This is a genomic window from Haloarcula halobia, from assembly GCF_029338255.1.
GTDB classification, from domain to species: Archaea; Halobacteriota; Halobacteria; order Halobacteriales; family Haloarculaceae; genus Haloarcula; species Haloarcula halobia.
This window is the reverse complement of the sequence record NZ_CP119787.1, coordinates 3,213,527-3,235,752: the sequence shown is the minus strand read 5'-3', so window position 1 is coordinate 3,235,752 and position 22,226 is coordinate 3,213,527. Positions and strand designations below refer to the sequence as shown.

Sequence of the window (22,226 nt, the reverse complement as noted above, 5' to 3'; positions counted from 1 at the left end):
GCGTTCGGTGCTGCCCCCATCACTTAGGTGCCCCGGGGTGGAATGAGAAATCGATTCAGTCAGGATGATCGTCGGGGTGATCCTTGGTGGGGCGCGCTGTGCCGGCGTCTGTCTCGATACCGGCGGTTTGCAAGCGAGCGCCGTCCTCGCCGGTTCACAGGACACGGAGACGTCGCTCACCGAGCTCCTTCGAACGCTCTTGCAGCGAGCAGGCGAGCGGCCCGTCGAGCGAGTGGTTCTCTCGACGGCTGCACCGGCGGTGGCAGCCACAGAGGGATCCCTTCCAAGCTGTAGCAACGTCATCGCTCCCGGCCACGGGTTCGACGGACACGAGGTGGAGTTCGGTGACGAGACGATCCGTGCAGCCGGCACCGTCGACGCCCGTGGTCGGGTCACCGAAGACCCAGCCCTGGACACCGAGCCGACCGGCGATGTCGTCGCGGTGACCGGCAAGTTCGCACCCCGCAATCCCGAGGTCGAACGCCGGCTGGCCGCGATGCTCGACTACCCCGCGGACCGTGTCGCACTCAGCCAGGAGACGGACTGGCGGCTCGGATTCACGAAGCGTATCGCAACGACTGTCGGGAACGCGCGGGTTCGCCCACTGTTGACGAACACTGTCGAGGCGGCTCGCAGCGCGCTCGAGGCCGTCGGTGTCGACGCACCGCTTTTCCTGCTCAAGGGGAACGGCACGGTCGGCGACGCGGCAAGCGTCCTGGAAACACCGGCGCACGTCCTCGGCTGTGTCGACGCCGCGGGCGCGCTCGGCCTGCTCGCCCTGTCCGGAACGGCGGGACTCGACGACAGGTCCGGTGGGTCTTCCGGGGGCGCTGACACGGCATCGCAAGCGCGTGTGGCGCTCTTTCTCGGCCGGGATCGGACCGTTGTCACACCGCTCCGGGACGGGTTCATCGGTACGACGGTGGGGTACGCCGACCACCTCCCGATCCGCTATCGCGGCGTCGATTCGAACGTGCTGCCGTTCGGGGCCCATTCGATCCTGTCGACATCTGGCGCGGTCACAGACGCCACCGCGACGCCGGGCGCGCTCGGTGGCCAGGCGGCAACTGTCGCCGACGCCGTCACTGTCGGCGCACAGTCGTCCAGGCAGCCACACAGGAGTGAGTCCACTGCGGGTGACACGGCGGCCAGTCGGCGCGTGCTGACGGACCTGGGTGACCCGACCACCGCTGCAAACGCGGTACTCGACGAGATCACGACCCGGGTGCTCCGGCTCTCGGAGCAGGTCGGGACTGGCGACATCGTGGTTGGCGGGGAGTTCGCACGGGATTTCGGGACGGCTCTTCGAGCCCGGAGCGACAGGCCGATTCAGGTACCGCCACACGCACCCCTCGCGGATGCGATCGGCTGTGCGCTCGCGACGGTCTCCATTCAGGTGTCGGTTCACATCGATACCGACCAGGGGAGACTCTGTCTCAATTCGGAGGGCGTCGACGAGATCGAGGTGGTCGACATCGAACGTGGCCTCTCCGAGCGGAACCTGCGACAGTTCGCAACGGAGAAGACACGGCAGATCGCGAGTCGCGTCGGCGCGTTCGACGAACCGCCGGTCGAGATCACGCACAACCGCCGGGTTGCGATCATTCGTGACTCACAGGACGTCGGACAGCTCGTCGACATCCAGGCCCACGTTCCACCCCGGGTCGATACCTCTCTCCTCGACAACCTCAGATAGGACCACCCCATGGCTCTCGCACTCGTCTACGACGACGCGTACCTCGAATACGAAATCACGCCGACGCATCCCGAGCGGCCGGAACGACTCGTCTACACCCTTGCGCGACTCGAGGAGGAGGGGCTCTTCGACCACCCGGCGATCGACGTCCGGTCGCCGTCACGCGCCACCACGGACGACCTCCTCCGGGTCCACGAGAGATCGTATCTCTCGCGGCTGCGTCGTCTCTCCCGGCGCGGCCGGGGCGCGCTGAGTGGCGATACGCGGGTGACTCGAGCAACGTGGGACACAGCCAGACTCGCTGCCGGTGGCCTCTGCCGAGCGGGGGACCTGGTAGCAGACGGCGAGTACGACGCCGCGTACGCGATGGTCCGGCCGCCGGGCCATCACGCCGGCCGGGACACCGGACACGGATTCTGCTACGTCAACAACACTGCGGTTCTCGTCCGGCACCTCCAGCAGGCACACGGATACGACCGGGTCGTGATCTGGGACATCGACGCGCACCACTGCGATGGGACCCAGGAGATCTTCTACGACGACCCGGACACGCTCGTCATCTCGGCGCACCAGGACCCGGAGACACAGTTCCCGAATACCGGGTCTATCGACGAGACGGGCGCCGGCGACGGCGTCGATACCCAGATCAACATCCCGCTTCCGCCCGGCGCCGGCGACGACGCGTACGAGCGCGTCGTGAACGACGTATTCGTCCCCGCAACGCGGACGTTCGACCCGGATTGTCTGGTCGTCGAAGCCGGGCACGACGCCCACGTCTCCGATTTCACGAGCGATTTACAGCTGACGGCCGCTGGCTATCGGATGCTGATCCGTCACGCACGGGAGACTGCTTCGGACGTCTGTGACGGACGCATCGTCACAGGGCTCTCGGGCGGATACAGTATCGAGGACGGCCTCCCGTTCACGACGCTGGCGCTCATCGCCGAACTGGCCGACCTAGAGGTCGGCACCCTCATCGAACCCGAGACCCCACCCGAACCGACGACGACGCTGCCCGAGATCGAGGGGATTCTCGAGCGTGTCCGGTCGGCCCACGACATGCGGTGGTGGCCGTGACCGACTCGCGATTGGTGGCTCCGTCCGGTGGGATTTCGGCCTGCGGCTGACGCCCCGGCGCCACGGGTCTCCCTGCTCGCGAAAACGCGGTGAGCGCGATCCCGTCGGGAGTCCCTCGGGTCAACGTCTCGGTGTCCGACCCGGATCCATGCTCGCCCATCTACGCACGCGTGCGTCTACGACGCCGCTTCCGTTTCCGGACACCACCCGTGATGGAAACGACAGAAAGCGACACAGTAATCCGGCTACAGGAAGCAGACACGCACAGGAACCTGACTGGTGTCGCCTGATGAGTACGAATCGATCCGCTGAGACTGACGAGGGGGGCCAAGAGGGCGCTTCACCGACTCGCGACGAGCTGGCGACGCAGCTCGAACTCCTTGCCGAGGAGAATCAACAACTCCGCGAGTCCTACACACAGGCGAAACGGACGACGTATCGCCAGACGGCACTCGGCCTCGCCGCCGTCGGCCTCGGCGCTGCCGCTGGCGCCCTCCTTGTTCCACGTGCGAGCACGATCCTGTTCGCCCTTGGCGGTATCGGGCTGTTCGGCGGAGTCCTGACGTACTTTCTCACGCCGGAGCAGTTCGTCTCGGCGGACGTCGGCCGTGACGTCTACGCGACGCTCGCTGGCAACGAAGCGGCGCTGGTCGGCGAACTCGGATTGTCAGATGCACGGCGCTACGTGCCACTCGAGACCGGAGACAGCAGCGTCCGGCTGTTCGTCCCCCAGCACGAGAACGCTGCAGTACCCGACGACGAGGCGCTCGGGCAGACGATCGTCGTGCCCGACGACGGAGCGCGACGTGGACTCGCACTCGACCCGAGCGGAAAGCGGCTGTTTCGCGCCTTCGAAGAGGCACTGACCGGTCCGGTGGGCGCTGCCCCGGACGAGCTCGGCGACCAACTCACAGAGGCCCTCGTCGAGCAGTTCGAACTCGCGCGATCGGCGTCGGCGGAGAGCGACCCCGACGAGGGGCGACTGACCGTCGCCATCAGTGGGTCCGTCTATGGCCCGCTCGATACGTTCGACCACCCGATCGCGTCGTTTCTGGCCGTCGGGCTCGCACGAGGACTGGACCGGCCAGTCTCGCTGGAGGTCACGGCGCAGTCCGACGGCGACGTCGAGGCGCTCGTCACCTGTCGATGGGACGAGCAAGACGAACGCAGTGCGTAGCCGATCGAACCGCGACACCCGGTCTCTCTGCGTGCCCTGTCTCACCGAACCGTCGGGTCACCGATCGTCTCGGCAAATGCCACGTTCTCGCGGACGTCCGTAATCTCGACCGTCGCCTCGTCGCCTGGCTGGGTCTCCGGCACGATGACGATGAAGCCGCGTTCGACCTTGGCGATGCCGTCGCCCTGGTCACCGAGCGTGTCGATGGTGACCTTGCGGGTCTCGCCTTCACTTACTGGCGGCCCGGAGAATTCGCCCGGCTCCCGCGACTGCTGTTCATGCTCGTGCGTCGCGGCAGTCGACTCAGTGGCACCCTGCTCTGTCTCTCCGACCTGGTCCAGCAGCGCAATGCGGTAGCTCTCCCGGGTCGACAGCGACCCGTTCTCGACGAGCGTGGGTGGGATCGGGATCACGTACCGGTCGCCATCCCGTTCCAGTGACGCTTCGAACAGCAGACGCAGCGATGTGGGTATCTCTGACATGACTACACACCCGGTCTCCTGAGTATTAATACGTGGGATGACAGGCGGCCTTCCTGTCGAACCCGGCTGGGTTGTGCAGTCACTCCGATTCTTCGGCAATCTCGCCGGCAGGGTCGGTCTCCGTCACTTTGCCTTCGGGTGGTGTGACCGACGAGCTGATGTCGTCGATGACCTCGCTGGGCGTGACGTCACTCAACTCGGCGTCGGTCGTCAGCACGAACCGATGGCGAAGCACGGGCTCGACCATCGACTTCACGTCGTCGCTGATGACGTAGTCACGGCCGCGAATGGCCGCCCGGGCCTTCGCCGTCTGCAACAGGGCCAGCGACCCCCGGGGCGACGCGCCGTGGGCGACGTCGGGATGGTCACGCGAGGCGCCGACGAGCTCGAGGATGTAGTCGCGAACGACGTCTTCGACGCGGACGTCGGTCACCGCGTCGCGCGCTGCCCGGACGTCTGCAGGCGAGACGACGGCGTCGATATCTTCGGCCCCCATCGTCGGCGAGCCGTCGAACCGCGCGAGCAGCTCCCGCTCCATCTCTACGTCGGGGAGCGAGACGGTCAGTTTCTGCTGGAACCGGTCGCGCTGGGCCTCGGGCAGTTCGAACGTCCCTTCCATCTCGATCGGGTTCTGCGTGGCGATCACGAGGAACGGGTCCGGGAGTTCCAGTGTCTCCCCGTCGATGGAGACGTGTGCTTCCGCCATCGCCTCCAACAGGGCCGACTGGGTCTTGGGCGTCGCCCGATTGATCTCGTCGGCCACGACGACGTTCGCGAACACCGGGCCTTTGCGCAACTCGAACTCCCCGGTCTGCTCGCGATAGACGCTCGTTCCCGTGATATCGGCCGGGAGGATGTCTGGCGCCATCTGCACTCGCTTGTAGCTGAGCCCGCTCGCATGTGCGAACGTATTCGCCAGCGTGGTCTTTGCTACGCCTGGCACCCCTTCGAGGAGCACGTGGCCCCGCGTGAGCAACGAAACGGTGAGCTGTTCGACCAGGTCGTCCATGCCGACCAGGACAGTCGACACCTCCGCGTCAGTGACCCTGTCGAACTATCCGTCGAGGAAGAGTCGACGGCGACCGAGTCCTCGGGAGGGACCAGCGGCGGAACTGGAGGTGGTGGCGGACCGGCCGGTGGTGCGACTGCGACGTCGACGACGACGGTAACTGAGACGACGACGGTAACTGAGACGTCGACGGCAAGGCAGACCGAGACGGCAGTCCGGACCGGGACCAACCGAACTACCGACACGGAGACAGCATCGACCGATACTGTCACCGAGCACCAGTCGAGCACACGACCGACCACCACGTCTTCGAGTACGCGGACGGCGGCGACACCGTCAGCAGACGGTGTCCTCGACCCGTCGTCGCCGTCCCCGGAACCCTCGACTGGCGGGTCCGGCCCTGGGTTCACGATCCTGGTGACCGTTCTCGCCATCGGTGGCTCGATATTCCTGGCGCGACGGCGGCAGTGACCGCACGGCACCGCCGGTCGCGACGTATCGAACCCCTCTCAAATCACGATGGGGGCAGGTCTCCTCTACGGCCGTCAGAAGGTGCTGACTCCTGCGCGGTTCCTGCAGGCTACTCCTGGGGCTCGTGTCCGGCCGGACCGCCGGCTTCGAGATATTCGGAGAGCCACCCGAGATTCGTCTCGTCTGCCGCGGGGCCCCCCTCCATGGCCTCGATGAGCTCTTCGGAGGCCATCGCCGTCATGTAGAGGTCACAGACCAGTCGTTTCAGTACGTCCGGGTCGTCGGGCAGGTCCTCCGGGTGGAGCTCCGCCGGGAGTTCGTCGCTCATGTCTCTGGAGACGGATGGACGGACGAAAAAGGTGCCGTCGACCGGTCGGATGCCGTCGACCGGTCGGATGCCGTCGGCCGTGTTCGCGGTCGGGGGTCCCATCCGAACCGGTAGCCCGAACTCAGTAGCCGTAGTAGATGGCCAGCGCCTTCAGGATGGCGTAGATGACGGCGATCGGCAGGCCGACGTACAGCCCGATCGTACGCAGGAGCCCCCAGGGAACGAGGCCACCGCTCTGTCCGACGGTGACGGTGCCCGCCGTCGTGGGCCCGACGCGCAGCGTCACGTTCCCGGTCTGGTTCACTCGATACCGGAACTCGACCTGCCGAGTTCCGTTCGCACCCACCGTCGTCGTCCGGGTCTGGACCGACGCGCCGTTCGCGAACAGCGGGAGGGTGACGGACTGACTGTCGTTCCCGGTATTCGCGACCGTCGCCACGACGGCGACCGTCCCGCCGACACTCGCGCTCGTCCGATTGAGCGAGGCGGTGCGAACCACGACCGTCCCGTTCTCGCTCGTTCCGACGGGCTGCCCGCCCGATTGCGTCGTGGTGCCGGCCGTGCTCGTCGAGGGCGTGGCAGTAGCCGTCTCGTCGGCCGCCTCGGTCCGGGTCTCCGTCTCGGACTCCGACGACGGCGTATCCGTCGAGGCCGGAGTGTCTGTCGGGGTTTCTGTCTCGGTTTCTGTCGGGGTGTCGGTCGAGGTCTCTGTCGGCGTCGCTGTTTCTGTCTCGGTCTCCGTTGGTGTCTCCGTCTCCGTCGGTGTCGGTGTGGGCGTCGGGCCGCCGAACGTCCCGGCGGGGAACGTGAGATCCAACTGCTCGACTTCCCCCTCCGGGTCGGGGTCCGTCTCCGTCGCCTGCGCCCCGTCAGCGTCGCCGACGTGGAAGGTAACCTCCGAATCGACGTCGCTGCTCACGCGGAGCTTGTCCCCGGTCGGCTCCGAACTCCCGTACTGGCCCGCCGGGTCGACGGTGATCGAATCCTGTACCTCGCCGTTCGCGACGGCGACGATGGTCGTCCCTTCCGGGGCTTCGGTTCCGGTGCTGGACTCGGCGGCCCCGTAGTAGGAGTTGGGTGGGGCCGTCTGGGCGAGCGACTGGCCGATGCCCGCCCCGGTGGCGCAGACCACGAGCACGAGGACGAGGAGGCCGACGCTGACCGTGGCTGCCCGACTCATCGCTCTCTGGGCTTTCGCCCCCTTGCTCGCGTTTCGTTCCCCGCACGGGTCCACAACACGGTGCTCGTAAACAACCTACATCGAGTTTGCATGGCGAGATAGCGAGTTATCGAGATGGAGGCCGGGCGTCCCGGCTGTTCGCTGTGACCGACGACAGGGCGCCCGTCGAATTGCACAATCTATCCGGTCAGCTCCCTTCGCTGGCGTCGTAGCCCTCGTCGTCGACCGTCCGGATCTCCTCGCCGGAGTCGACGTAGACGAAGTAACCGTCGAACCCGTCGACCGTCGTCGTACCGGAGACCTCCGTGAACGCGGACGTATCCGCGTTGCCGGACGGGTCGGTCAGGTCGACGCTCTCGTCGCGGACGTAGACCGTGACGTCGGCGTTCCCGTCGACCGTGACGCCGTCGCCGAGGTCGGACCCGATCTGTGCGCCGTCGTTGACGTTCAGATCCGGCGTCGCGGCGACGAGGTTGTACCCCTCGTGCAGTTTCTCAGAGCGGAGCTCACCGCTCTCCTCGAAGGTGTAGCCGACACGGGCGTCCGACGACTCACCGTGGACGTAATAGCCCGACCCCGCCTGCTGCTCGTCGGGCGAGATCCACTTCGTGTTCTCCGCGGTCGGGTCGTAGGTGGTGACGTCGCTCACGTCCTGGAACACGACGTCCTGGGCGTCCATCGGCGTGCCGGCGAGCTGGTACCCCCCGTCTAACCCCCGGGCTTCGTGGACGAGCGTGACGTCGGTCGGCGGTTGCGAGTCGGCTTCGGCGATCGAGACCGTCGCCTCCCCGGTCGCCGTGTCGTCGGGGATCTTCGTGGGGTCGATGGTGGCGTCGATCTCGCCCCCGTCGACGTCGACCGAGTAACTCGTCCCCGCGATCTCCAGCGTGGCCGTCTCGGTGCTCGCGTCGCCGCTCGCGATGGCGTTGCCCTGTGGGTCCTCGACGCCGGTCGCGGTCACCCGGACTGAGTCCGTATCGTCGACGATGCCGACGAAGTTATGATCGACCGTCAGCGTCTCGACAGAGGATATCTCCGTCTCCAGCGTCACGCTATCGCTGCCAGACGCCGTGTTTCCGAACTCGTCGGTCGCCTTGACGTCGAGCGACACCGACCCGTCGCTCGCAGTGGGGCTCTGGACGGTGAAGGAATCGTAGTACGTGTCGCCGTCCTGTTTCGAGAGACTGAGCGTCTCCGAGCCACCGAGCGCGGAGGCGTCCACCTCGACGGATTCCACGCCTGCGGTCGCGTCGGTGACCGTCGCCGAGACCTTGACCGTATCACCGACCGACACCGTGTCGTCGGCCCCCTTCTCTGTCACCGTCACGTCGCTGTCGGTCAGGTCCGGCGCGGTCGTGTCGACGGTGTACTCCACCTGCAACGTGTCCCCGGACGGAACCGGCGGCCCGGACGAGCCCGTTCGGGTGTTTCCGGCCTCGTCGGTCGCCCTGACCGTCACGGTATACGAGTCGTCGCCGGTGATTCCGTTGCTCTCCATGTCGTAACTCCAATCACCGGCTTCCGTGGCCACGCTCAGGAACTTTTTGTCGCCCCACGACGACGACCCGCGGTAGTAGTCCCCGTTGCTTCTTTGAATGGCGATTTCGACGCTTTTCAGTCCGCTGTCGTCGGATGCAGTCCCCTCGATCGTCGCGTCGGACAAGTCGGTCAGTTCGGCACCACCGTCCGGAGCGTCGATGCTCACCGTCGGGTACTCGTCGTCGACCACGAACGTCGTCGAGTCAGCGTTCTTGGAGTTGAACTCGGACCCTGTGTCCGCCGATATCGTGGCCTCGCCGTCGTCCAGACCGTCACCGAAGTCCAGGTTGGACAGGTCGATAGTTTCTGTAAAGGTCCCACTCAGACCCGTTCTAGTGACCGTTGCGTAATCGTTGTCGTCAGGGTCCTGGATCAGAAACGTAACGGCACTCTCCGAATCCAGATCCCCCGTGACCTCGATGCTCCCGTCCGGTTGGACGGGGTCGTCGGTCACTTCCAACGTACCCGTGTTGACGGCCGCGCTGGCGCTCGCAGAGAACGTTACCGTCGCTGCGAGTACCGCCGTGGTCACCACGACCGCCATCACCAGTGCCCCGAGCCGCGTTCGCTGTGTCGTTGTACTCATTTGTTTGCAATCTCAGTATCAGGTGCCCATACCCATTTTCCACAGTCGATACGCTATTGATAATTACTCGAAAACAGTAGGATATAAAATTTGTGTTGAAATTATCAATTCTACAATCTCCGGCTCCTCCGAGTGACGGCGACTGCGCCACGGTCCCCCGGACTACTTCGAGCGACCGCCGGCGGCGACGTCCAGGGATCGCTGACAGTTCACGCCCCCCGAGTGAACGAGGCCGGGGAAACACGTGGGCGGCCGGCCCTTCGGTGGTTCGACACTCACGCACGCCGTGAGTACGGAGCGCTCCGCGCCGGCAAAAGAGATTAGCAGGAATCCTTTTAGCAACTCGTCCACAGGAGTAAACGATGACACCCGGCGACGGTACCGGTCGCGACGTGTCCCTGTCGGACCGGTCGGCCATCGACCCGCCCGAGTGGTTCCTCGAGCAGGCCAACGTCCGTGACGCCAGCCTCTACGACGCCTTCGACGCAGAGTGGCCCGACTGCTGGGACCGGGCCGGCGACCTCTTAGACTGGGAGACGCCCTACGACGAGGTATTCCGGGGCGGCGAGACGCCGCCCTTCGAGTGGTTCCCCGGCGGCCGGCTCAACGCCGCGTACAACTGCATCGACCGGCACCTCCCCGAGCGCAAGAACCAGCTGGCGCTCGTCTGGGAGGGCCACGTCGGCGAGTCGCGCACGTACACGTACCTCGAACTCCACCGCGAGGTCAACGCCGTCGCGGCGGCGCTGCGCGACCGGGGCGTCGGGCCCGACGACGTCGTCACCGTCTACCTCCCGATGGTGCCGGAACTCCCCGTCGTGATGCTGGCCTGTGCGCGACTCGGCGTTCCCCACAACGTCGTCTTCGCGGGCTTTTCGGCCGACGCGCTGGCCGAGCGGATCGAGCGTACCGGCTCTGCCCACCTCGTCACCTGCGACGGGTACTACCGACGGGGCAGCGCCGTCGCCCAGAAGAACAAGGCCGACAACGCCCGCATCGCCGTCGACCAGGACGTCTCGATGGTCGTACTGGACCACCTGGGCGGCGAGGTCCACCTCGGCCCCGACGACTACGACTACCACGACCTGCTGGCGACCCACCGCGGCGCCGAGGTCGATCCGGTCCCGCAGGCCGCCGACGACCCGCTCTTTCGCATCTACACCTCGGGGACCACCGGCGAACCGAAGGCCGTCGACCACACGACCGGGGGCTACCTCGCCCACGTCGCCTGGACGAGCCAGGCGGTGCTGGACATCAAGCCCGAGGACACCTACTGGTGTTCGGCCGACATCGGCTGGATCACCGGCCACTCCTACATCGTTTACGGGCCGCTCGCGCTCGGGACGACGACCGTCCTCTACAACGGCACGCCGGACCACCCCGAGAAGGACCGCCTGTGGGAACTCGTCGAGCGGTACGCCGTCGACGTGTTCTACACCGCGCCGACCGCCGTCCGGGCGTTCATGAAGTGGGGCGCCGAGTACCCCGAGGCCCACGACCTCTCGAGTCTGCGCCTGCTCGGGACGGTCGGCGAACCCATCGACGAGCGGGCCTGGAAGTGGTACCGCGAGCACATCGGTGGCGGGGAGTGCCCCGTGGTCGACACCTGGTGGCAGACCGAGACGGGCGCCATCCTCGTCTCGACGCTGCCCGGCGTCGACCAGATGAAGCCCGGGTCGGCCGGCCGCGCGTTGCCGGGCATCGAGACGGCCGTCGTCGACCCCGCCGGCGAAGCGGTCGACCGGAACGAGGCCGGCGAACTCGTCGTCACGCGCCCCTGGCCGGGGATGCCCACGTCGCTGCTTGCCGGCGAGGCGTGGGGCGAGTCCCCGACCAGGGCCGACGAGTGGCGCTACTACCCCGAGGACGGGGCGACGATGGACGGGGACGGCTACGTGACCTTCCTCGGGCGCGTCGACGACGCCATCAACGTCGCCGGCCGGCGCTTCAGCACGATGGAACTGGAGTCGACCATCGCCGGCGTCGAGGGCGTCGCCGAGGCGGCCGTCGTCGGCGCCGACCACGCGACGACCGGCACGGCCATCTACGCGTACGTCTCGCCCGAACGCGGCCAGGACGAAGGGGGCCTGCACGACCGCATCGAGGCGGCCGTCGCCGACGCCATCGGCGGTGTCGCCACGCCCGAGGAGATCGTCTTCACGCCGGACCTGCCAAAGACCCGTTCGGGCAAGGTGATGCGGCGCCTCCTGACGGCCGTCGCCAACGGGGACGACCTGGGCGACACCAGCGCCCTCCGCAACCCGGAGATTCTGGGCGAACTCCAGTCGGCCACGAACGACGAGTGACTGGTTCGTCGACATCGAACAAAGCGAAACCAGTCTAAATACCTTCGGTTTCGCATTCGTTCCACGATATAACGAAACTCTGCCTTCGACGGCACCGATTGCGGTAGATTTATTTCGCATTCTGATGAACTTCCGAAACAACATGGCACCGACGAGGGACGTCCTCGGCGAGCGCGGCTACGAGCTCCTCCGTCGCGCTGCCGGGACCCACCGCGAGGACCTGGTCTTGCGACTCGGTGCGGAGGTCGGCCTGCGACCGGCCGAGATGACGCGCGTGCGCCTCGAGGACGTCGCCAGTCACGGGGACCACTTCTTCCTCGCGGTCCGGGGCGAGGACGGCGTCACCCGGGAGGCGTACCTGCCGGGCGGGGTGGAACACGACCTGCGGAAGTACGCGAGTGCGACCGACAGCGCCACCGCCGACCCGCTCTTTTCCGTGTCGGCCCGCCGCCTCCAGATGCTCGTCGGCGAGGTCGCCGACCGCGTTCCGGAGGTCGGCGACGTCTCCTCGCGGGACCTCCGCTGGCGGTTCGCCGCCGGTCTGCTCGCGGACGGCGTCCCCCCGCAGGTGGTCTGTGCGCTCGGGGGCTGGGACCGCCTCGCCCGCCTCGAACCGCTGCTGGACGACCCGGACCGCGATGCGACCGTCGCGGCGATGGCCGACGGCGCCGACGCCGGCGGGTCGGCGCTGCTCCACCGGACGGTCGGGGTCGCAGCCGAGGTCGGTGAGGCGCTGCACCGTGCGGCGACGGGCACGGAGGTCGAACAGACGGTGTGTGACCGCCTCGCCGACACCGAGGGCTTTCGCTTCGCGTGGACGGCCGAGCGGACCGGCGACGGCCTCGCCCAGAACTGCAGGGCGGGCCTGGGTTCCGAGCGCATCCAGGCGCAGCTGGTCGAGTACGGCACGGACCTCCGGCGGGTGCTGGACGACGGCGAGGCCCAGACCGCCGAGGGGACCGAGGGTTCGCTCACGTTCGTCCCGATCGTCGGCGACGCGGCCGCGACGGGCGTCCTCGCCGTCGGCACCGAGGCCCCCGTCGACGACACCGAACGGCAGTCGCTGATCGCGCTGGGGACACAGGTCGGCCACGCCGTGACGGCCATCGAGCGCAAGCGGTTGCTGCTCGCCGACGTCGTCACCGAACTGGCGTTCGACTGCAGCGACCCGACCGCCTTCACCGTCGGCCTCTCTGGCGAGCTCGACTGCTCGGTGGACCTCTCGGGCGTCGTCCCCGTCAGCGGGCAGTCGCTGCTGTACTACCTCGTCGTCGACGGCGCGCCCGCGGCCGAGGTGCTCTCGTATGCCGTCGACGACCCGACGGTCACCGACTCGCGGCTCATCGAGAACTACGGCGACGGCGCCCTGATCGAGGTGGTCGTCAGCGCGGCGCCGGCGCTGACGCTCGTCGAGAGCGGCGCCCGCATCCGCGACCTCTCGGCCGAGGGCGGGTCGGCCGCCGTCCTGGTGGACCTGCCCGGCGAGGCGGACGTCCGGCCCGTCGTCGACGCCGTCGTCGACGCCTACCCGGAGACGACGCTCACCGCCAAGCGCGAGGCCGAACGCCCCGTCGAGACGGACGTCGGCTTCCGCGAGCGGTTCGACGACCGGCTGACCGACCGCCAGGAGACGGTGCTCCGGGCGGCCTACCACAGCGGCTACTTCGAGTGGCCCCGCGGCACCACCGCCGAGGAACTGGCCGACTCGCTGGACGTCGCCTCCCCGACGCTGCACAACCACCTCAGGAAGGCCCAGCAGGCGCTGCTGACGGAGTTTTTCACCGAGGCGACGAGCCGACAGCCCCTCTCGCTCGCGGAGTGACCTCGCCCCGAATTGTTGTCACCCCGTGAGATAGTTAGACACCCCGTTTATATGGCCGCTGTTAATTGTGGGTGATAGACCATGTCAGATGACGATGTCCAACTCGAGGCGCGACTCGAAGAACAGGAAGTCTTCGAGCCGCCGGCGTCGTTCGTCGAACAGGCGAACGTCTCCGACGAGTCGATCTACGAGGAGTTCGAGGAGAACTGGCCCGAGGCCTGGGAGCGCGCTGCCGACTTGCTGGACTGGGACGAGGAGTGGGACCAGGTGCTCGACGACAGCGACGCGCCGTTCTACGAGTGGTTCGTCGACGGCAAGCTGAACGCCTCGGCGAACTGCCTGGACCGCCACCTCGACGAGCGCGGCGACGAGGCCGCCATCGAGTGGATCGGCGAGCTCGGCGAGGAGCGCACCTACACCTACGACGACCTCCACCGCGAGGTCAACGAGTTCGCGGCCGCGCTGCGAGACCTGGGCGTCGAGGCGGACGACGTGGTCACCATGTACATGCCGATGATCCCCGAGCTGCCCATCGCCATGCTGGCGTGTGCCCGCATCGGCGCGCCACACTCCGTGGTCTTCGCGGGCTTCTCGGCGGACGCGCTGGCGACGCGGATGGAGTCGGCCAACTCGGAGTTCCTGGTCACCTGCGACGGCTACTACCGTCGCGGCGACCCACTCGAGCACAAGGAGAAGGCCGACGAGGGCCTCGAGGACGTCGGCCACGACGTCGAGACCGTCGTCGTCGACCGTCTCGACGACGACTACGACCACCCGATGAAAGACGGCGAACACGACTACGACGAGCTCGTCGCCGAGTACGAGGGCGCCGAGGTCGACCCGGTCACCCGGGACGCCGAGGACATGCTCTTTCTCATGTACACCTCGGGGACCACCGGCCAGCCAAAGGGCGTGAAACACACCACGGGTGGCTACCTCTCGTATGCCGCCTGGACGAGCCAGGCGGTGCTGGACATCAAGCCCGAGGACACCTACTGGTGTTCGGCCGACATCGGCTGGATCACCGGCCACTCCTACATCGTCTACGGCCCGCTCGCGCTCGGGACGACGACCGTGATGTACGAGGGGACCCCCGACTACCCCGAGAAGGACCGCCTCTGGGAAATCGTCGAGGACTACGACGTCACGCAGCTGTACACCGCGCCCACGGCCATCCGGGCGTTCATGAAGTGGGGCAAGGAGTTCCCCGAGGCCCACGACCTCTCGAGTCTGCGCCTGCTGGGCACCGTCGGCGAACCCATCAACCCGCGGGCCTGGAAGTGGTACTACAAGCACATCGGCAACGAGGAGTGCCCGGTGGTCGACACCTGGTGGCAGACCGAGACGGGCGGCATGATGCTGACGACGCTCCCCGGCATCGGCGACATGAAACCCGGTTCCGCGGGTCCGCCGCTGCCGGGCATCAGCGCCGACATCGTCGACGTCAGCGGCGACCCCGTCGAGGCCGGCCGCGCGGGCTACCTCGTCGTCAACAAGCCGTGGCCCGGGATGCTCCGGACGCTCTACAAGAACGACGAGCGGTTCATCGACGAGTACTGGGACGAGTACTCCAACCCCGAGCGCGACGAGTGGGTCTACTTCCCCGAGGACGGCGCGAAGATCGACGACGACGGCTACATCACCGTGCTGGGCCGCGTCGACGACGTGCTGAACGTCTCGGGCCACCGCCTGGGGACCATGGAGATAGAGAGCGCCATCGTCGGCGTCGAGGGCGTCGCCGAAGCGGCCGTCGTCGGAGGGAACCACGAGATCAAGGGCGAGGCGGTCTACGCCTACGTCATCACCGAGGACGGCTACGACGAGAGCGAGGACCTGCGCGAGCGCATCATCACGGGCGTCGAGGACGCCATCGGCCCCATCGCACGGCCGGAACAGGTCATCTTCACGCCCGAACTGCCCAAGACGCGCTCGGGCAAGATCATGCGCCGACTGCTCGAGGACATCGCCAACGGCGAGGAACTGGGTAACACCAGCACGCTGCGCAACCCCGACGTGGTCGAAGACATCGAAGCGAAGGTCCGGGGCGACTGACCGCGCCAGGACCGATTTCACCGGCTCACTGAGACACAGACACGACACGACACCACAAGATACGAACATGACAGACACTGACTCGCACACCGATTCGGGAGACGAATCACTCGTCTCCGACGGTGGCACGGCACAGGTGACACAGGCTGCACAGGAGCACAGAGACACGGACTACCTCGACAGGGAGGTGAACATCCTGAAGCCCAGCACCGCGTTCATGCGCGACCACCTGCGCGTGGTCTGGGCCGGCTTCGTCGTCTGGGCGCTCATCGTCTTCGGGCCGGTGACCGCGACGGCCGTCGCCCCCGGCGTGATGACGTCGACGATCATCCCCGGACTGGGCTTCCCGCTGCACTACTTCCTGGTCGCGTTCTGTGCGCCGACGGGGGCGCTCGTGCTCGCGGCGGTCTACGCTCGCCAGCGGGACAAGCTCGACCAGAAGTACGGCATCGACCACAGCAAGCCCGGCGCCGGCGCCGACGACGAGGAGACGTCCGGTGAAACCGCGGCGGCCGACGGAGGGGTCGCGGAATGACGGTCCCGCTACAGGCCGAGGCGCTCGACATCTCCTTTAAGCTCCTGCCCGCCATCATCGTCTTCCTGATGATGGCTTCCTTCCTCGTCATCGGCTACCTGTTCAAGGTCGCCGACACCGAGGGCATGTGGGTCGCCGGCCGCGGCATCGGGAACATCGAGAACGGCATGGCCATCGGGGCCAACTGGATGTCCGCCGCGTCGTATCTCGGCCTCGCAGGGCTGGTCGCCCTCGCGGGCTTCTACGGCCTGGCCTTTATCGTCGGCTGGACGACCGGCTACTTCGTCCTGCTCATCTTCCTGGCGGCCCAGATGCGCCGCTTCGGGAAGTACACCGCGCCGGACTTCGTCGGCGACCGGTTCAACTCGCCGACCGCCCGCGCGCTGGCAGCGTTCACGACGCTACTGATCGCGTACGTCTACTCCGTCGGGCAGGCCCGCGGCATGGGCCTGGTCGGCCAGTACGTCTTCGGCCTCGACATCATCCCGATGATCGTCGTGATGATGACCATCACCGTCGGCTACCTGGCGCTGTCGGGGATGCTGGGCGCGACCAAGAACATGGCGGTGCAGTACGTCATCCTCATCATCGCGTTCCTCGCGGGCGTCTACGTCGTCGGCTGGACGCAGGGCTACTCGACGGTCCTCCCACAGATCGAGTACGGCGCGCTCTTCTCCGAGCTCAGCCGCCAGTTCTCCGAGCCGTTCATCGGCGGAAACTCCTACTACCTGTGGGTCGCGACAGCGTTCTCGCTCATCTTCGGGACCTGTGGCCTCCCGCACGTCCTCGTGCGGTTCTACACGGTCGAGTCCGAGCGGACCGCCCGCTGGTCGACCGTCTGGGGCCTCTTTTTCATCCTCCTGCTGTACTGGGCCGCCCCCGCGATGGCGGCCTTCGGCGTCGACCTGTTCGCGGCGGTCAACAACATCTCGCCGGACACGGTGTTCGCCGGTGCGGACGCCGGCGGCATGTCGGGCGCGGAGGGCGACGTCATCGTCGTCCTGGCCGCGCAGTTCGCCAACCTGCCGTCGTGGTTCGTCGGCCTCGTCGCCGCCGGCGCGATGGCAGCCGCGATCGCGACGACGGCGGGGCTGTTCATCACCGCCTCGTCGGCCGTCGCCCACGACATCTACTCCGAACTGATCAACCCTGACGCGACCCAGCGCCAGCAGATCCTCATCGGCCGCGCGACCATCATCGGTATCGGCGCGCTGGTCACCGTCACGGCGTTCAACCCGCCGGCGCTCATCGGCGAGCTGGTCGCGTACGCGTTCTCGCTCGCGGGGACGGTGCTGTTCCCGATGTTCTTCCTCGGTCTGTGGTGGGAGAACACCAACCGACAGGGCGCGCTGGCCGGCATGTCCGTCGGCCTGCTCCTCTGGATCGGCTCCATCATCAACAGCGTGCTACCCAACTACATCGGCTCGCTCGCTGCGGTGGCCGGTGAGGGCGGCGCGCTCGTGCCCATCTACGCACAGTACGTCCCGCCGATCGGCGCGGCGCTCGTCGGCACGCCGCTCGTGTTCGTCGTCACCATCCTCGTCTCGATGGCGACGCCCGAACCCGACATGGAGACGAAGCGACTGGTTCGCCAGTGTCACAGCCCCGAACCGATGGGCCAGCAACAGACCGCCGAAGACATCGTGAGCGGTGGCAGCGGCGGTACCCCCTCCGACGACTAACAATGTACGAACGCATACTCATTCCGACGGACGGTAGCACAGTTGCAGAAGCCGCGGTCGACCACGCGGTCGACCTCGCCCGCAAGTACGACGCCACGATCCACGCGCTCTACGTCGTGGACATCGACGCGGTCAACCTCGGGCTCGGGACCGAGCAGGTCGACCGCATCCGGCAGGGCCACTTCGGCGACATGGAGGAACTGGAGGAGAACGCCAACGCCGCCACCGGCGTCGTCGCCGAGGCGGCCGCCGAACACGGACTCGAGGTCGTCGAGGAGGTCCGTGTGGGGCGGCCCCACTCGGTCATCGCCGACTACGCCGACGCCAACGACATCGACGTCGTCGTCATGGGCAGCCACGGCCGCTCGGGCGTCAAGCGCGCACTCCTCGGGAGCGTCACCGAGCGCGTCCTGCGCTCGACCCACCGGCCGGTGCTGGTCGTCGACGAGCACGGTGAGGACTGAGCCGATGGCGACCCGCCACTGCGGAGGCGCCCGATGAGCCGCCTCGAAGCCATCGGCCGGCACATCCGGGAGCACCGCTCGGGGATGGTCGTCGACATGGTCTTCGCCATCGCGTGGGTGACGGTGGTCACCGTCGTCCTCGACGTGCTCATGAGCGCGCCGCAGTGGCTCTACTACCTCACGCTGCTGGGCGGCATCGTCGCCTACTACGGGTTCTTCTGGACGCTCGAGGCCGTCGCGGCCGACGAGGGGACCTGACCCACGCCCTACCACCTCGCTGCGGTTAACAAGGCTAGGCGGGTTCCCTACAAGCTCTGGGACACATGCTCCCGGTATGACCTCCTCTGACACGATCTACCGGAGTGACAGCGGGCGCTACTACAGCACCCTCGAGCTCTGGCGGCGCCTGGAGTCGGGCGAGTGGACACCCATCAACTGGGACGAGGACTCCGAGAAGGAGTGGGTCGAGACCGCGGACGGCCAGATGCTCGAACTGACGCCAGTCGACCAGTCGTCGCTCCCGGCCGACCTCAGCCTCGTCGAGACGGACTACGGCGTCGCGGTCGAGGGCGAAGAGGCCCTCTGACCGGTCGCCGTCGCTTTTCGTCGGGCAGACGTCCGTGAGCGGCGGGTGTGCCCGGCCACGATGGGTGGCGGTCGCGTCTCGAGGGTCGCTTCCCGCTGTGCTTTCGCGGGCCGCTCCCTGCGGTCGCGCTTTTCGGGACTTGTACCGCGGTTCGCGTTGCTCACCGTTACGCGTCGAGGCCCTTCGCTGCGCTCAGGGCCTCGCTATTGCTCACGGCTCCCGCCGGTCGCCGTTCGCGTTTCGAGGGCCGCTCACTCGCTCCACTCGTTCGCGCCCCTCGCTACTGCTCACTCATCGCTTCACTCGCCATATTCCGCCCCTGGGCGTTCAGCGTCACCTCGGTCCGGGTCCGCACCTTGTCGACGGCACCGACGTCGAGCAGTTTCTGGTAGATCTCCTCGACCTCGTCCGGACCGATGCCGACGAAGTCGGCCATCTCGAACGGCGAGACGCCGGAGTACAGCCCCATCAGCACCTGGCTCTCGAGGTCAGTGAGTTCGTAGTCGTCTTCGTGTCGCTCGACGACCCGCGAGAAGAGCGTCTCGAGCGCGTTCGTGTGGTGGGGCATGCCCGAGAGATGCGTCTCGACGCTGCGGTCCTCCTCGTCGGTGTGTTCCACCTCGATGACCGCCCGCGTCTCGCCCATGACGACGCTCTCGTCGGTCTCGATGGTCCCGACGTCCTCAACCTCGAAGGTCGTCGACCCGCCGCCGGGGAACTGCAGGCGGACCACGTCGTCCTCGAGCCGGAACCGGGCCTTGCTCCACTCGGCGTCGTCCTGCACGACGCCGCCGACGACGGCGGGGTCCCGCGCGAGGATGACCTGCCCGTGCAGCGTCGCGCGGCAGTACTCGGTCTCGAAGTCGTCGACCGAGCTGGCGTCGACGACGAGCACGTTGTTCCCGATCTCGAGCGCTGCCGTGTCGCCCGCCAGCCCGTCCGGCACGACAGTGTCGGGGTCGCTGGGGACGCGTATCTTCGAGTGGGGGATCTGCTGCTTGCCGCCGTTGGTGGCCAGGATGAGGCGCTTGTTGGTGACGACGAACCGGCAGGATTGCCACTGGGGGTCCGCGACCGGGTCCCCGTCCCGGACGACGTACTGGAAGTCGCCGGACGTGTCCACTACCTTCTGTTCGTCGCCACTCATGGCCGCAACTACTGGAGCGTTGTCGCCGAACGATATATAACTTCCATCGTGTTCTCAGAGCGCGACGAGGAGGCCCCCGACGACGCCGAGGCCGCCGAAGACGGTACAGACAGCCCAGAACGGTACCGTCCGGACCAGGCGGACCAGCGCACCGACGGTCAGGTACCCGACGACGGCGCTGATCCCGAGTGCGACGACGGCCTCGCCCGGTTCGATGGCGGGGACGCCGTCGTCGACCAGCACGAGTGCGTTGGCCGCCAGCGCGGCCGGAATCGACAGCAGGAAGGAGAGCCGGAGCGACGATTCGCCCTCGTGGCCCCGCAGGAGCAGGGCGCTGACGGTGGTTCCCGACCGCGAGACGCCCGGGAGGATGGCCAGTCCCTGCAGGACGCCGACGAACACGGCGTCCAGACCGTCCGGAATCTCCCGTTCGCCCAGCGATAGGGCCACGGCGAACCGCTGGAGCAGGCCCGTCAGGACCAGCAGGCCGCCGACGAACGCCAGGAACAGGCCGCCCTCGAGCTCTGAGACGGCAGCGTCCAGCAGGAGGTACGCCGGGAGCCCGGTGACGGCCGTCGCGGCCGTCGCCACCGCGATGAACGAGAGGTCGGCCGTCTCCGACGCGAAGGGGCGCCGGGAGAGGTCGCGTACGGAGGCGACTATCTCGCGGGCCTCGGCGCGGTAGTAGACGACGGCGGAGACGGCCGTTCCGGCGTGGAGAAAGAGCGCCAGTCGGGTCGCGGCCGCCGAGGAGACGCCCGTGAGTGCCGTCGACGCCAGCGCGACGCCGCCCTCGCTGGAGACGGGGATCCACTCCAGGACGCCCTGGAGGACCCCCAGCACGACGGCGACCAGCATCGGGTTCATATGCACGGTGCAGTCGGTTCTCGGACATAGGCGGTTCGGTTTCGCGGACGCTCCCGGCCCGGTCGCCGCCTCCCGTTCGTCGGCCGGAGCGGCCAGTATTTATACCGCGATGTTCATTGATTGATATGCAACTGGCACATGCTCTCATGGAGGCCCTGGCGGCCCTGCCGGTCTGGCAGGGCTTTGCCGTCCTCGTGGCGTCGGGCCTCGTCCTCGCCGCGCTGGTCAACGTGCTCGGCGACCGGTACATGCGCCGGGTCACCGAGCGTATCGACGGCGAGGTCGACGACATCGTCCTCCGGACGGTCCACACCGGGCTCTATCTCACCCTCTCGGTCGGCGGCCTCTATGTCGGCACGCAGGTGTACGAGGTGTCCCCGGACGTCGCCGTCCCCCTCGAGGCCGGGACGCTCTCTGTCGTCATCGTCGTCTGGATGCTCCTGCTGGTCCGTCTGGGGCGGAAGGTCTCCGGAGCGGTCACCGACAGCCGGTACGTCGACCGCCAGGTGGTCCCCATCCTCCAGAACGTCTGGAGCGCCATCGTCTCCGGCGTCGGCGTCTTCCTCCTGCTCGTGCTCTGGGACGTCGACGTCACGCCCCTGCTGGCGTCGGCCGGCGTCGTCGGCATCATCGTCGGCCTGGCCGCCCGCGACACGCTCGCGAACTTCTTCGGGTCGCTGTCGCTGTACCTCGACGGCACGTACAAGGTCGGCGACTTCGTCGTCTTGGAGACCGGCGAGCGGGGCCGCGTCGAGGACATCTCGGTCCGCTCGACGGTCATCCGGACCCGCGACGACATCCTCGTGACCGTCCCGAACGCGACGCTGAACAGCGCCGCCATCGTCAACGAGTCGACGCCGCGGCGCAAGCGCCGCATCCGCGTGCCGGTCGGTGTCGCCTACGGCACCGATATCGACGCCGTCGAGGCGATCTTGCTCGAGGCCGCCGGAGGCCAGGACCTCGTCATCGACCGCCCGAAGCCGCGGGTTCGATTCCGCGAGTTCGGGGACTCCTCGCTGAACTTCGAACTGCTCTGTTGGGTGTCGAACCCCGCGCTGACAGCCCGGGCGACCCACCACCTGAACCGGGAGATATACCACCGGTTCCAGGCCGAGGGCATCGAGATTCCGTTCCCGCAACGGGACGTCGCGGTGTCGGTGACCGACGTGCCCGGCGGGTTGTTCGGGTCCGAGTGACACAGCCGCCGTCCGGCGCGGACT

General features: G+C 67.4%; 20 protein-coding genes. 13 read left to right on the top strand and 7 right to left on the bottom strand.

Going from position 1 to position 22,226, the window contains the following annotated elements; all coding sequences use genetic code 11:
* Positions 1–64: 64 nt before the first annotated feature.
* From P1K88_RS17045 to P1K88_RS17035, 3 genes are all read left to right on the top strand, one after another.
* Positions 65–1,696, top strand: coding sequence for a hydantoinase/oxoprolinase family protein (locus P1K88_RS17045; RefSeq protein WP_276411433.1), 1,632 nt, complete (start codon positions 65–67; stop codon positions 1,694–1,696).
* Positions 1,697–1,705: 9 nt separating this feature from the next.
* Complete coding sequence (locus P1K88_RS17040; RefSeq protein WP_276411431.1) at positions 1,706–2,773, top strand: histone deacetylase family protein; 1,068 nt, start codon at positions 1,706–1,708, stop codon at positions 2,771–2,773.
* 289 nt (positions 2,774–3,062) lie between these two features.
* Complete coding sequence (locus P1K88_RS17035) at positions 3,063–3,950, top strand: DUF7982 domain-containing protein (RefSeq protein WP_276411430.1); 888 nt, start codon at positions 3,063–3,065, stop codon at positions 3,948–3,950.
* Positions 3,951–3,991: 41 nt separating this feature from the next.
* On the opposite strand, the gene P1K88_RS17030 is transcribed toward P1K88_RS17035, so the two are convergent.
* Positions 3,992–4,432, bottom strand: coding sequence for a TRAM domain-containing protein (locus P1K88_RS17030; protein WP_276411428.1), 441 nt, complete (start codon positions 4,430–4,432; stop codon positions 3,992–3,994).
* Positions 4,433–4,511: 79 nt separating this feature from the next.
* Positions 4,512–5,462, bottom strand: a complete 951-nt coding sequence (locus P1K88_RS17025; protein ID WP_379786707.1) for an AAA family ATPase — start codon at positions 5,460–5,462, stop codon at positions 4,512–4,514.
* On the opposite strand from P1K88_RS17025, the gene P1K88_RS18510 reads away from it, so the two are divergent.
* A complete protein-coding gene (locus P1K88_RS18510; protein ID WP_379786708.1) occupies positions 5,391–5,912 on the top strand; it encodes a PGF-CTERM sorting domain-containing protein in 522 nt (173 codons plus the stop codon). The two genes, P1K88_RS17025 and P1K88_RS18510, sit on opposite strands and share 72 nt — an antisense overlap.
* Positions 5,913–6,021: 109 nt before the next feature.
* Here P1K88_RS18510 and P1K88_RS17020 read toward each other — a convergent pair whose 3' ends face one another.
* From P1K88_RS17020 to P1K88_RS17010, 3 genes are all read right to left on the bottom strand, one after another.
* Positions 6,022–6,240: a hypothetical protein gene (locus P1K88_RS17020; RefSeq protein ID WP_276411427.1), complete on the bottom strand. Its 219-nt coding sequence runs from the start codon at positions 6,238–6,240 to the stop codon at positions 6,022–6,024.
* A gap of 121 nt (positions 6,241–6,361) precedes the next feature.
* Positions 6,362–7,420: a hypothetical protein gene (locus P1K88_RS17015; protein WP_276411426.1), complete on the bottom strand. Its 1,059-nt coding sequence runs from the start codon at positions 7,418–7,420 to the stop codon at positions 6,362–6,364.
* 187 nt (positions 7,421–7,607) lie between these two features.
* A complete protein-coding gene (locus P1K88_RS17010) occupies positions 7,608–9,545 on the bottom strand; it encodes an Ig-like domain-containing protein (RefSeq protein WP_276411425.1) in 1,938 nt (645 codons plus the stop codon).
* Positions 9,546–9,907: 362 nt separating this feature from the next.
* Here P1K88_RS17010 and acs (P1K88_RS17005) point away from each other — a divergent pair, with 362 nt between their 5' ends.
* The 8 genes from acs (P1K88_RS17005) to P1K88_RS16970 all read left to right on the top strand — a co-directional run bounded on the left by acs (P1K88_RS17005) (position 9,908) and on the right by P1K88_RS16970 (position 18,992).
* Positions 9,908–11,851, top strand: a complete 1,944-nt coding sequence (gene acs / locus P1K88_RS17005; RefSeq protein ID WP_276411424.1) for an acetate--CoA ligase — start codon at positions 9,908–9,910, stop codon at positions 11,849–11,851.
* Positions 11,852–11,993: 142 nt separating this feature from the next.
* Positions 11,994–13,673 (top strand): bacterio-opsin activator domain-containing protein, encoded by a 1,680-nt coding sequence (locus P1K88_RS17000; protein WP_276411422.1) that lies wholly within the window; start codon positions 11,994–11,996, stop codon positions 13,671–13,673.
* 81 nt (positions 13,674–13,754) lie between these two features.
* A complete protein-coding gene (acs, locus tag P1K88_RS16995; RefSeq protein ID WP_276411420.1) occupies positions 13,755–15,725 on the top strand; it encodes an acetate--CoA ligase in 1,971 nt (656 codons plus the stop codon).
* A gap of 67 nt (positions 15,726–15,792) precedes the next feature.
* The gene (locus P1K88_RS16990) at positions 15,793–16,260 is read left to right on the top strand and encodes a DUF4212 domain-containing protein (protein ID WP_276411418.1); all 468 of its coding nucleotides are present in this window, start codon (positions 15,793–15,795) and stop codon (positions 16,258–16,260) included.
* Entirely contained in the window at positions 16,257–17,942 is a 1,686-nt protein-coding gene (locus P1K88_RS16985) for a sodium:solute symporter family transporter (protein WP_276411416.1), read from the top strand. The genes P1K88_RS16990 and P1K88_RS16985 overlap by 4 nt, the downstream gene beginning before the upstream one ends.
* Positions 17,943–17,944: 2 nt before the next feature.
* Positions 17,945–18,406, top strand: a complete 462-nt coding sequence (locus P1K88_RS16980; RefSeq protein WP_276411414.1) for a universal stress protein — start codon at positions 17,945–17,947, stop codon at positions 18,404–18,406.
* 33 nt (positions 18,407–18,439) lie between these two features.
* Entirely contained in the window at positions 18,440–18,664 is a 225-nt protein-coding gene (locus P1K88_RS16975) for a DUF8119 family protein (RefSeq protein ID WP_276411412.1), read from the top strand.
* 76 nt (positions 18,665–18,740) lie between these two features.
* Complete coding sequence (locus P1K88_RS16970; protein ID WP_276411410.1) at positions 18,741–18,992, top strand: hypothetical protein; 252 nt, start codon at positions 18,741–18,743, stop codon at positions 18,990–18,992.
* A gap of 280 nt (positions 18,993–19,272) precedes the next feature.
* On the opposite strand, the gene P1K88_RS16965 is transcribed toward P1K88_RS16970, so the two are convergent.
* Together P1K88_RS16965 and P1K88_RS16960 are read right to left on the bottom strand one after the other, a co-directional pair.
* Complete coding sequence (locus tag P1K88_RS16965) at positions 19,273–20,139, bottom strand: CheF family chemotaxis protein (RefSeq protein WP_276411409.1); 867 nt, start codon at positions 20,137–20,139, stop codon at positions 19,273–19,275.
* 54 nt (positions 20,140–20,193) lie between these two features.
* A complete protein-coding gene (locus P1K88_RS16960) occupies positions 20,194–21,006 on the bottom strand; it encodes an undecaprenyl-diphosphate phosphatase (protein WP_276411408.1) in 813 nt (270 codons plus the stop codon).
* Positions 21,007–21,131: 125 nt separating this feature from the next.
* On the opposite strand from P1K88_RS16960, the gene P1K88_RS16955 reads away from it, so the two are divergent.
* On the top strand, positions 21,132–22,202 hold the full coding sequence (locus P1K88_RS16955; protein WP_276411406.1) for a mechanosensitive ion channel family protein: 1,071 nt from the start codon (positions 21,132–21,134) through the stop codon (positions 22,200–22,202).
* The last annotated feature ends 24 nt before the right edge of the window (positions 22,203–22,226 follow it).